At 49.1% G+C, this 12,399-nt stretch carries 8 protein-coding genes; 4 read left to right on the forward strand and 4 right to left on the reverse strand.

The window, feature by feature from the left end; all coding sequences use genetic code 11:
* Nucleotides 1–77 precede the first annotated feature (77 nt).
* The 3 genes from hrpA (at nucleotide 78) to BGK46_RS06025 (ending at nucleotide 5,820) form a co-directional block, all read left to right on the forward strand.
* Nucleotides 78–3,971 carry an ATP-dependent RNA helicase HrpA gene (hrpA, locus tag BGK46_RS06015; protein ID WP_139130738.1) on the forward strand — a complete coding sequence of 1,298 codons (3,894 nt, stop codon included), beginning with the start codon at nucleotides 78–80 and terminating at the stop codon, nucleotides 3,969–3,971.
* Nucleotides 3,972–4,154: 183 nt separating this feature from the next.
* Nucleotides 4,155–4,790, forward strand: coding sequence for a murein L,D-transpeptidase catalytic domain family protein (locus BGK46_RS06020; protein ID WP_175418641.1), 636 nt, complete (start codon nucleotides 4,155–4,157; stop codon nucleotides 4,788–4,790).
* Between the two features lie 172 nt (nucleotides 4,791–4,962).
* On the forward strand, nucleotides 4,963–5,820 hold the full coding sequence (locus BGK46_RS06025) for a DNA ligase (RefSeq protein ID WP_069587660.1): 858 nt from the start codon (nucleotides 4,963–4,965) through the stop codon (nucleotides 5,818–5,820).
* A 39-nt stretch (nucleotides 5,821–5,859) separates the two neighbouring features.
* Here BGK46_RS06025 and dld read toward each other — a convergent pair whose 3' ends face one another.
* Together dld and BGK46_RS06035 are read right to left on the reverse strand one after the other, a co-directional pair.
* Complete coding sequence (gene dld, locus BGK46_RS06030; protein WP_069587662.1) at nucleotides 5,860–7,650, reverse strand: D-lactate dehydrogenase; 1,791 nt, start codon at nucleotides 7,648–7,650, stop codon at nucleotides 5,860–5,862.
* 109 nt (nucleotides 7,651–7,759) lie between these two features.
* Complete coding sequence (locus tag BGK46_RS06035; protein ID WP_069587664.1) at nucleotides 7,760–9,451, reverse strand: L-lactate permease; 1,692 nt, start codon at nucleotides 9,449–9,451, stop codon at nucleotides 7,760–7,762.
* Between the two features lie 195 nt (nucleotides 9,452–9,646).
* Between BGK46_RS06035 and BGK46_RS06040 the strand changes: the two genes are divergently transcribed.
* Complete coding sequence (locus BGK46_RS06040) at nucleotides 9,647–10,549, forward strand: LysR family transcriptional regulator (RefSeq protein WP_069587666.1); 903 nt, start codon at nucleotides 9,647–9,649, stop codon at nucleotides 10,547–10,549.
* Nucleotides 10,550–10,669: 120 nt separating this feature from the next.
* Here BGK46_RS06040 and BGK46_RS06045 read toward each other — a convergent pair whose 3' ends face one another.
* Nucleotides 10,670–11,494: an HDOD domain-containing protein gene (locus tag BGK46_RS06045; protein WP_069587668.1), complete on the reverse strand. Its 825-nt coding sequence runs from the start codon at nucleotides 11,492–11,494 to the stop codon at nucleotides 10,670–10,672.
* Between the two features lie 78 nt (nucleotides 11,495–11,572).
* Nucleotides 11,573–12,280 carry a DUF3581 family protein gene (locus BGK46_RS06050; protein WP_069587670.1) on the reverse strand — a complete coding sequence of 236 codons (708 nt, stop codon included), beginning with the start codon at nucleotides 12,278–12,280 and terminating at the stop codon, nucleotides 11,573–11,575.
* Between the last annotated feature and the right edge of the window lie 119 nt (nucleotides 12,281–12,399).

The following is a 12,399-nucleotide window of genomic DNA, read 5'->3' on the forward strand; positions in this document are numbered from 1 at the left end:
CGTCTCCAATCAACCTTATTTATCGGCTGTGACACTGATAAACGCCTTAAAAGATTAAGCAGTAAGCAGGAATCGCCTTGAGTTCACGTCATCACAACACGTCAGAGACACTGTTTGCAGCGTTAAACGATTGTATGCTGCAAGACCGTTTTCGTTTTAAAAAGCGCATCCATGGCGCACAAAAAATCAAAAAAGACGACGCCAAACAGGCGGTGTACGATCAAATTGCCGTTGAAATGGCGCAGAGTATGCAGCGCCTGCTCGCCCGTCGAGCCAATACGCCAACCGTTCGCTACCCGGAAGAGTTGCCAGTCAGTCAGAAGAAAGATGACATTGCCGAGGCAATCGCGAACAACCAAGTCGTGATCATTGCGGGTGAAACGGGCTCAGGCAAAACCACTCAGCTGCCCAAAATCTGTATGGAGCTTGGGCTAGGCGTCGCCGGTACCATAGGTCACACTCAGCCACGTCGCTTGGCTGCACGCTCGGTCGCCTCACGGATTGCTGAAGAGCTTGACGTCGAGTTAGGCAGTAGCGTCGGCTATAAAGTGCGCTTTAATGACAAAGTCTCAGAGGCGACGCAAGTCAAACTCATGACGGACGGGATCTTGTTGGCCGAAATCCAGCACGATCGGTATCTGAATCAGTACGATTGCATCATTATCGATGAAGCGCACGAGCGCAGCTTGAATATCGACTTTATTCTCGGCTATTTGCGCGAGTTATTGCCCAAGCGCCCCGATCTCAAAGTCATCATTACCTCGGCAACCATCGATCCTGAACGTTTTTCTAAGCATTTCAATAATGCCCCCATGATTGAGGTATCTGGCCGTACTTATCCGGTGGAAGTGCGCTACCGCCCCTTGGTGGAAGAGGACGATAGCGATCGTGACCAGCTGGAAGCGATCAGCGATGCGGTCGATGAGCTGTGCCTTGAAGGGCCGGGTGATATCCTAATCTTTATGAACGGTGAGCGTGAAATTCGCGACACCGCCGATTACCTTCAGCGTCGTCAACTGCGCGACACCGAAATTTTACCCTTATACGCGCGGCTTTCTGCTGGCGAGCAAAATCGTGTATTCCAATCTCACTCGGGACGCCGGATTGTACTGGCCACCAACGTCGCCGAGACCTCGCTAACCGTACCGGGCATTAAGTATGTAATTGATCCCGGCACGGCGCGTATTTCTCGCTATAGCTACCGAACCAAGGTGCAGCGATTGCCAATTGAGCCGATTTCACAGGCCAGTGCTAACCAGCGTAAAGGGCGCTGTGGCCGTGTGTCGGAAGGCATTTGTGTGCGTCTGTATAGCGAAGAGGACTTTTTAGGCCGTCCTGAATTTACCGACCCAGAAATTCTGAGAACAAATCTGGCTTCGGTGATCCTGCAAATGACGGCATTAGGGCTCGGTGATATTCAAGCCTTTCCGTTTGTTCAGCCACCTGATAGCCGTCACATCAAAGATGGTGTCCGTTTGCTCGAAGAGCTGGGGGCGATCAAGCCCGGCCAAGCCACTGATAAACGTAAGCTGACCGCGATTGGTAAAACCTTAGCCAAACTGCCGATTGACCCGCGTTTGGCACGCATGGTGATTGAGGCGCCCAAGCATGGTGCCTTAAATGAAGTGATGGTGATTGCCGCGGCCTTAGCTATCCAAGATCCGCGTGAGCGTCCAGCGGATAAGAAGCAACAAGCGGATGAAAAGCACCGTCGTTTTGCCGATAAAGAATCGGACTTTTTGGCCTATGTAAACCTTTGGGACTACGTTAAAGAGCAGCAAAAAGCGCTATCGAATAACCAGTTCCGTAAACAGTGTAAAAAAGACTATCTCAATTACTTGCGGGTGCGAGAGTGGCAAGACGTTCACTATCAGATCACCCAAGTTATGAAAGAGCAGAATGCGCAATTCAACCAAGAGCCCGCCAGTTATCAGGCCATTCACATGGCCCTGCTCGCCGGGCTATTAAGCCACATTGGCCTGAAAGACCAAGAAAAGAACGAATACCAAGGCGCGCGAAATGCACGGTTCCATATTTTCCCGGGCTCTGGGCTTTTCAAAAAGCAGCCTAAATGGGTGATGGTTGCCGAGCTGGTTGAAACCTCGAAACTCTGGGGGCGAATTGTTGCGCGTATCCAACCTGAATGGGTGGAGCCATTGGCGCAGCATTTGATTAAGCGCAGCTACAGTGAACCACATTGGTCACGCAAGCAAGCGGCTGTCATGGCCAGCGAGAAGGTCACGCTATACGGGATCCCGATTGTCGCCAGCCGTAAAGTCAATTATGGCGCCATCGACCCGGTGCTTAGCCGTGAGCTGTTTATTCGTTCGGCATTGGTTGAGGGAGATTGGCAAACTAAGCATGCCTTTTTCCGCCAAAACCAAAAGCTGTTGGCGGAAGTGGAGGAGCTCGAGCTCAAATCTCGCCGGCGCGATATTTTGGCAGACGATGATACCTTGTTCGACTTTTACGATCAGCGCCTCGATCACAGTGTGGTCAGTGGGCGTCACTTCGATACCTGGTGGAAAAAGGCACGTCAAGACAATCCGGATCTGCTCAACTTTGAAAAAGCCATGCTATTGCAAGGCGACGCGAGCCATGTCACGGAGCTGGATTACCCTAACTTTTGGTATCAGGGCAACCTAAAACTCAAATTAAGCTACCAATTCGAGCCGGGCCAAGACCATGATGGGGTGACGGTGCATATTCCACTGCCGATCCTTAATCAGGTGTCAGAAGAAGGCTTTGATTGGCACGTCCCCGGGCTACGTCACGAGCTAATTGTCGCGCTGATTAAATCTTTGCCTAAGCCGTTACGACGTAACTTTGTTCCGGCACCAAACTATGCGGATGCGGTCTTGCAACGAGTGACGCCCATGGAAGCGCCTTTGCTCGATAGCATGGAAAAAGCCCTAAAGCAGATGTCCGGTGTCACCATTGAGCGCGACAGCTGGAATTTGGCGCAATTGCCAGAGCATCTGCGCATTCAGTTCCGCGTTGTGGATGATAAAAACCGCACCTTGGCTGAAAGCGAAGATCTTCATGCACTGAAACTGTCACTGAAAGATAAGGTGCAAGCGACGTTATCGGATGTGGCAGATGATGACATTGAACAGCAAGGACTCACCCAATGGACATTTGGGGAATTGCCGAAACGTTACCAGCAAAAGCGCAGCGGGTTTGAAGTCAAAGCGTATCCGGCTTTAGTCGATGAAAAAGACAGTGTCGCGATCCGCCTTTTCGAAACGGAAGATCAACAACATAAAGCCATGCAAGCGGGGCAGCGTCGATTGGTCTTGCTCAATGTGCCATCGCCGATAAAATACCTGCACACCCATTTGCCCAATAAGTCGAAACTCGGTCTGTATTTTAACCCCTATGGCCGTGTTTTGGATTTGATTGATGACTGCATCGCCTGTGGCGTGGATAAACTCATTGAGCAACACGGCGGGTTAACCTGGGAAGCGCAAGCATTCGAAGCTCTTAAAGAGACGGTGCGTGCGGAGCTAGGTGATACCGTGGTGGATATTGCTCAACAGGTCGAACAGATTTTAACCCATGCCTTTAGCATCAATAAAAAGCTAAAAGGCAAAGTGGATCTCTCTATGGCGTTTGCGATGTCGGATATCAAAGCTCAGCTAGAAGGGCTGATTTTCAAGGGCTTTGCTACCGAATCAGGCTGGCAACGGCTGCCCGATATTTTACGCTATATGAAAGCGATAGAGCGTCGGTTAGAGAAGCTGCCGATTGATCCAGCGCGAGATCGCAGTCATATGCTCAAGATTGAATCTGTGATGAATGACTACAAGGCGTTGCTGAATAAGTTACCGAAAGGCAAAACTCTCCCTGATGAGGTAAAAGCCATACGCTGGATGATTGAAGAGCTTCGAGTGAGTTACTTCGCGCAGCAACTGGGAACGCCTTATCCGATTTCAGACAAGCGGATTAAAAACGCCATTGCGGCGATTTAAACGCGGCAAGGTCGTGCCGCCGTGTGACGTCAGCGAATGGATAAATCGTGAACGATAATTAATTTATATAAATATCAATAGTTAATAGAAACCGTGTCAAATGGCACGGTTTTTGTTTTTGCCAATACGGACAACAAACGGCTCGGTCGTTCGTGTTGCAGTGGCAAAGTAAGGAGCAGAAAAATGAAACAAGCAGGTGTGGCCCCTTGGTATCGGGTAGTTTTTTATGTGTTAGCGCTCAGCATGCCAACCACAGTATGGGCCAGTTTTAAAGATGAGGTCAGTGGTTTATATCAGTCTCTCAACCTCGACGGTGAGGTGTCGTATCAGGCCTTTTCTGATGCGTATCGCCATTTTAAGCACAACCAAAGTAGCAAGCCGGTGATGACGCTGATTGATTACGGCAAACCGTCGTCAGAAAAGCGGTTTTGGGTGATCAATGTGAAAAAACGCCAAGTGCTATTTCGCTCTTATGTCTCTCATGGCAAGAATAGTGGCGCCCTTTACGCAAAGCGTTTCTCGAATCAGATTAATTCCTTGCAAACATCATTAGGGGTTTATCGTGCGGCTGAAACCTATCATGGTAAACATGGCTACTCACTGCGTTTAGATGGGCTTTCGAAGGGCTTAAACGATAATGCGCGCGCAAGAGCGATTGTGATCCATGGTGCCGATTATGCTCACCCTAAGGTGATTAAACAAAGCGGCCAATTAGGTAGAAGCTGGGGCTGCCCGGCGTTACCTAGCTACTTATCCACGCGCGTGATTGATGCAATAAAAAATGGCACCTTTATCTATGCGTTTGCCAGCCAAGCTTGATGGTTCTTGATTGCGCAGCGGACGAGGTTTCACGAGTCATTTCACGGTGGGCGATGTAACACCTGCACATTGTTCACCGTGAACGCAAATTCTCTACCAACAAAAAATAAAGGCATGTTGAGACGCCTTTTATCGCGCTAGCGTATGCTCCTTAACCACTAAGGAGGAATGCATGGCACGCCTAAATCCTGTTACTTTATGCTTACTCTCCGCGTTTACCCTGTTTCCTAGCAGTGACGGAGATGCTGCACCGTCCGCGCCAGCGTTGATGCATGGTGTTGACGGGCAGATTGCCGAACATGACTATCGTGGCTATTGGGCCAGTGAAAAACTGGATGGGATCCGCGCCTATTGGACGGGCACGCAATTCTTAACTCGACAAGGAAATCCTATTCACGCACCGGAGGCATTGATACGAACGCTACCAACGACGCCTTTAGATGGTGAGTTATGGGCCGGAAGAGGCGAGTTTCAAACCGTGTTGCGTACCGTGTTGGACGATAAACCAGACCCTGACGCGTGGCAGAACGTTCGTTTTTATGCGTTTGATTTACCGGATGAACCTGGCCCGTTTTCTGCTCGCTATGCAGCACTGAAAAAGATAGTCGCCAACAGCGCATCGCCGTTCTTAGCCTTGGTAAAGCAAACGCCAGTGACTGACAATGACGCGCTCCAAGGACAGCTTATTGCCATCAATGAATCGGGGGGAGAAGGTTTGATGCTGCATCATCCCGATAGCCTGTACTTAGGAGATCGGGTAGAGAGCTTGGTCAAGCTAAAAACCTACCAAGAGAAAGATGCCACCGTTGTTGGTATGACGCCCGGAAAAGGTCGGTTACAAGGCTTGATGGGGGCCTTAGTGGTACGCCTTGCGGATGGTGCTGAGTTTCGCGTGGGATCTGGCTTTAGCGATGCACAGCGGGCTGAACCACCTGAAATCGGCAGTACCATTTTGGTTAGGCACAATGGTGTAACGGAAAAGGGCATCCCACGCTTTGCGCGTTTTATTCGCGAGAAACCCATGCTTTAAAAAGAACCCGCCCAACGGTTGGCGGGTTTGCAGGTCGGTTTAATGCTCATGCGTGGCGGGTGACGTGTCCTGACTCGCTCGATGACGAAGCTGGTGATCAAGGCACTGACAGTCTGCATTGTATTTTTTCTTGCTGGTTTTTCCGATCCCCGGGTTAAAACTATTGGTTGGGTCAAGCTGATGGTAGAAATGAGCTAAATCGGGCTCGGCGGCATAGAGATGTCCCACGTTATGCTCGGCAGGGTATTTCGCGCCGCGTTCGTTGAGCTGAGAAAGCATTTTTGCCTTAATCGCATGTACATCGGCACCTTTTTTCACAATGTAGTCTTGGTGAAAGACGTGACAAAAAAAGTGTCCGTAATAGAGCTTGGTGACCAACTGTGACTCAATGGTATCAGGCAGTTGCTCGACCCAATGTTTTTCATTGCGCTTCAATGCAATATCAAGCGCGAGAATATCTTCCACATCATTGCTGTGCATGGTGTGATAGCGAATCGCTGCGCCGGCAGCAGCAAAGCGGTGAAGCATGGCTTTTTTGGCTTCCTCTTCGGTACAGACAAAAAAGTCGCTGTCATCATGGTCGGCAAAAAATTGCGTCAAGAATTGCGAGCTTTCCTCAATACCTTCGTCTGATGCTTTAAAAATCAAATGATGTTCAAAGCGGTCACGGAACGCGAGCATACGAGAAGGCAAATGCTGCGGAAAAAGCTGGCTAACGTACTGCATGACTTTATCCGGCAGTGAATTGGGCAGCAAGGGCACTTTATCCAGCCATGCGGTAATTTGGGCTTTTAAGGCAAACATTTTAGGAATGCTGTCCGTCCCTAGTCGGGCAATGGCTAAAAACACGTCTTTGCCATATCGTTCAGCAATATTAAAGGCCTCGCGATGCATGTATTCTGCCACTTCGGGAAGATGTGACAGATCGCTGAGCACACGGCGACGTAACTGGTAAAAAACATCAGGATTGTTGGTGCCGATATAGAACACCTTTTCACGCTCTGGAATGGGATAGGTATCTAGCCTGACCGCAAACACTGCCAGTTTTCCTGCACAGCCACTCACTTCATGAAGACGGTGTTTATCGGCGTTATACCGTGCAGGACTATCTGCGTCGACATCACGGAGGATTTGCTCGTAATCATGCGCGGAGGCTTTGCGCGTATCCGTGGTAATGTCTTCAGGACGATAATCGCCGCGTTCGACACGGGCGAGAATGGTTTCCGGATCGTCGCCAAGCGCAATCCCTAAATGATTGACCAAGACTAGCTCACCGGCTTCGTTTAACTGCGCAAAGAGCGAATATTCTGTATAGGCAGGGCCACGTTTAACCAACGCGCCACCAGAATTATTGGCCACACCACCGACAATCGATGCGCCAATACACGACGAGCCAATCACAGAGTGCGGGGCTCGGTTAAGAGGCCGTAAGGTTTGCTCTAAGTGATGAAGTGTGGTCCCCGGAAAGCTGATCACTTGCTTGCCCTGATCAAGCAGCTGTAAGCCGTCTAATCGTGTGGTATTAATTATCACCACATCGCGGTCATAGTCATCGCCCTTCGGCGTCGATCCTTCGGTTAAGCCCGTATTCGCGGCTTGCATGATGATCACCACATCGGCGTCGACACAGGCTTGCAAAACACGCCATTGCATCACTAATGAGGTCGGGAAAATGACCGCCAGCGCACTGCCTCCTCCAGAGCGAAACCCAGTGCGATAGTGCTGGGTATGACTTGCATCCGTCAGTAGGTTCTTGTGACCGACAATATCCGTCAGCGTTTGTATCAATGCTTGTTGTTGTGATGAGGACAAACGTGATGGGGTGTTCATAAGCGTTCCTTTCCTTCCATATATTCCAAAAGGCTGAGGGTCAGCCTGGCTGGCCCGCTTGAGTTAGGTCAATCAGGCCGAGTTCTGCGCTCGGCCTATCATCGTCAGATTACGCCGCGATCAGGATGTCAGCAACTTGAATCACATGTATCGCGATGATGCCAATTACTCCAGCGGCAATTAGGTAGTAAATCGTAGGTAACACAGTTTTACGTAAGGTCGCGCCTTCGCGCCCCAATAAGCCCACAGTGGCGGAGGCGGCAACGACGTTGTGAATGGCAATCATATTACCTGCTGCCGCACCGACGGCCTGAAGTGCCAGCACGGTGACGGTTGAAGCGCCCAGTGTTTGTGCGACTTCAAATTGAAACTGACTAAACATCATATTCGAGACGGTATTTGAGCCGGCGATAAAGGCCCCTAATGCACCAATGGTGGCGCTCAGAGCAGGGAAACCATCACCCACCAGTTGCGCAGCAAACCGCGCAGTCATTACTGGCATACTGACCAAATCGGCGGCATTCACTCCTGAGTTAATAAATATACGCACCATAGGAATGGTAAACACCAACACAAAGCCTGCACCGATGAGTGTTTTACTAGACTCATTCGCTGCTTTGAATAGAGGCTGGAGACGTTTGCTGTGAAGTAAGGTGGCAACTAAGGCGACGAATGCGAGGATCCCACCAGGAAGATACAAAGGTTGAATCGCCGCATTAATGCCGGTTTCTCCCAATAGCGCGTTAAAACTTAAGCTCACATCTGTTAGTAGTGATTTTACCGTTGGACTGACGCGGCTGATCACCAAACACAGTGCCAAGAGTAAATAAGACGCCCAAGCCATGGCCATGTTCATGGGCTTTTCTTTAACCTTAAGGTCCATTTTAAGCGAGCCTAACCATTGACTTGGCCACGTAGAGGCATCATCAAAGTCCCAGTGCTTTTTGGGAACAAGAAAATTTTTCCGCGCCGCGGTGGTGACCAGGACAATACCTACTAATCCACCAAGTAGAGAGGGGAATTCAGGACCGAGTAACCACCCGGTCAAGGCATAAGGAATGGTAAAGGCTAACCCCGCAAAAATGGCGAATGGCGCCACGGCCAATCCTTCGCGCCAGCTTTTGTTTTTGCCGAAAAAGCGAGTCAACATCATGGCCATCAATAGTGGCATTAGGGTGCCAATCATGGCATGGATGAGTGCGACTTGGGTGGTGATAGCTTGTAAATAGCTGGCCCAGTCACTGCCGTTAGCCAGTAATGTTTGCCCAATAGTGTGGCTATCAAGCCCTTTATTGACGCCGACAATGATAGGGGTTCCCACTGCTCCGAAAGAGACGGGCGTGGATTGGATCATCATACCAATCACAACGGCGGCCAGCGCAGGAAAACCGATCGCAACCAACAAAGGGGCTGCGATGGCCGCGGGGGTCCCAAATCCTGACGCACCTTCAATGAAAGAGCCAAAACACCAAGCGATAATAATGGCTTGAATACGCCGGTCATCTGAAATATTGGTGAAACCATTACGGATCACGGTAATCGCACCGGTGTGTTTCAATGTATTGAGCAGCAAAATCGCGCCAAAGACAATCCAGAGGACAGCAGCTGTAATGATTAGTCCTTGTAAAATCGAGGCTGAGACGCGAGTAAGGCTCATTTGCCACTGGAATAGTGCGATTAACACTGTCATGATAAATGCCACTGGCATCGCCTTTTTGGCGGGCCAATTTAATCCCACCAGCAAAATGGCAGCAACCACGATGGGGGAAAACGCAACAAGGGCGTAGAGGGTATCAGTCATAGTCTGTCCTTTTAGACGTCTCTTCCGTTAGTTCACGTAAAAGCAAGGCACGCCATCGTATTTTTATGCTGTCGCATCTGTTGTTTTTTTGCTGACATCGTGATGACGTGATGTTAACTGGATGTGACATTACTCGTTTACATTTTCTTGATATATGGAAATAATGAAAATGATTACTTCCATAATTGACATAATATGCCGAAAACAGACGATCTCGTACTTTTTGCTCAAGTCGCTGAATATGGTTCCTTCAGCAAAGTTGCCGAAATAAATTCCCTTACAAATTCAGTCGTTAGTAAACGGATTAAGAAGCTGGAGGAGAGTCTAGGCGTTCAGTTGTTGTATCGAACAACCCGAAAGCTCACGCTAACGGATGCGGGGCGGACACTCTATCAAGGCGCAAAAACTGTGAAGCAAGCCGCTGATGAAGCCTTTGATGCTGTCTCGGGCTTTGGGGAGGCGATCAGTGGCCATATCAAAATCTCGGTACCAACGATTTCTGGTGAGTTACTGTTAGCGGAGGCAGTCGCGGAATTTTGTAGCCAATACCCGGGGCTTACCATTGATATGTCGTTAGAAAATCGCTTTGTTGATTTGATTGATGAAGGGTTTGATTTGGTAATCCGTACCGGTTATCTCGAAGACTCCAGTTTGATTGCCCGGCATATTCTCGACTCTCAATGGGTGGTTTGTGCTGCACCGGGCTACATCGCACGTCATGGTCGTCCGCAGCAACCTCATGATCTGAAAGCCCATAACTGTTTGCAATATGCCTATCAAACCACAGGGGCGAGTGATTGGGAATTTAAAGGTGAGGGCAAAAACCAAATGATTAAAGTGTCGGGTAATCTCTCGACGGATAACCCTATTGCATTGAGGAAAGGCGCGCTTGGGGGACACGGTATTGCGTATGTCCCGCGTTGTTTGGTTTATCAGGATATTACTCGGGGCGACTTGATTGATTTGTTTCCCGATCAGGTGGGCAAGCGATTGGGGATTTATGCCGTGTACCCGTTTACCCGACAGCCACCAAAGAAAATCCGCTTACTCATTGAGCACATTCGGCAAAAGTATTTAGATATTCGCCATTGTTTCTAGCAAGGTGATGCATAAACAGATACCGCGTTTATTTGGCTGCAATGGCAACGTTCGGTGACAACAAAAAAGCGCCATGCTGGATGGCGATGGCGCTTGTATTCTATGTACAGTCAGAATTAACTATTTCAGCATCTTCGCCATTTCACGGCCTTTGCCGATCACATCATCAACGGCGGCGACCACGGTTTTAGGAAAGCCGAGCATATTGTATTCGAGCTGCTGATTAAGCCACTCGAGCTTGGAGTCGGTAGTGACAAACTCCTGCCATGATTCGTCGACTTTCCCCGCCAGTCGTAAGATACCGGCCAGTGGCGAGAATTGTTCTTTATGCACAGGCGTAAATTGATAGCGAATCGCATCGCAAAGCCGATCAGGAAAATTCCACCTACGTGCTAACTCACCGCCTAACTCTGCGCTGGTGACACCTAAAATGAGTTCCTGCGCTTCTTGCTTGGGTTTACCCGCTTCTATATGTAGATTAATCCTATCAAGCTGTTCATAAGCGGTTGTCATGATCAGCAATTCGCCCAAGTTATGAAGCATCCCCGCAGTAAACGCCTCATTCGGATCCATTTTTAATGAGCCCGCGAGCGCTTTGCTGATGGTCGCTACTTCAAAGGTGTGCTGCCAAAATGCGTCGATATCCAATTCGCTATCGACGTCAAACGCACTCATTAATGCACTTGAAACGACGAGGGTGCGCACGGGGCCAAGCCCAAGCCGAATGACTGCCTCATTGACAGAGCCAATGTTCCGGGCTCGTCCAAAATAGGCGGAATTTGATAAGCGGAGTACTCGGGCTGAAATCACTTGATCGTATGAAATTTTGTCCGCAATTTGATTGAGATCGGCACTGTCACTGTTTACCAAATCAATCAGTTCTTGCACAATTTTGGGGATCTTCGGTAATTTATCGATACGCTCAACTAAGCTACTGGATTGCATAATAACTTCCCTATAAAAACGCCCTCATCTAACTATAGATCAGGGCGAAACGTGGGTGCGGATAAAATGCAAAAAAAGCTAAGCCATACAGTATGCTTGCTTACGGGCATTAAAACGCTCAACCAAATCTTGAATCGCGTCTTCACAATAAGGGCGCAACCCGCTGGCGACCATTGTCTTGCAACCATGACCGACACGCCTATCCCCAACCATAAAATCAAACGAGAGATCGACCTTGCCACGTTTACCGTTAACACTCATGGTTGAGCTAGAAAGGGCAACTTCTGCCGAGCTAATTTGTAAATCATCAAACGACAGACTCATGCTCTCATACATCACCAGTGGACGATCGGTATTGATCATCATCTGCTGCTCACGCATCAATGGCACCATGATATGGGGAAAGTTTTTACCTGAAAACTGTACATAGTGCTGAGCAATTTCGTTAGCAAGCGCAGGGTCGTGTCGTACAGCACCGCGGCGGGTCAGGGTAAGATAGAGCTTTTGGTTTTCATCGACCACAGTGACTTCATGATCGGTTTCGACAATCTGTAATGGCGTGTTCGCACTGATCATGCCATTAAAATGAATCTGAATATGCTCACTGATCCCAATCTTTGCAAGCAAAATAGAGAGCAGAAGATCGCCGGGTACACAAAAGCGTGATGCCTCAGTATCGTGGATAGGGTTAAAGTCACCGGCAACACGTTTGGCAAAGTCACTGGCTTGCTGGCGAGTAAAAAGCAGTTTTCCGTCCTGCTCACTATAATAACGTTCAAGTTGCATAATTGTTAACAAAAGCGATAAACAAGTGAGTATTGTAACCCAAGCGGACGGATTGATTGGTCTAGCCAGTCGTTGCATTAGCGGTTCGTGATCGCGGTCGAGCATTTTTTCCTAATGAA

This window comes from Salinivibrio sp. SS2, from assembly GCF_001722075.1.
GTDB classification, from domain to species: domain Bacteria; phylum Pseudomonadota; class Gammaproteobacteria; order Enterobacterales; family Vibrionaceae; genus Salinivibrio; species Salinivibrio proteolyticus.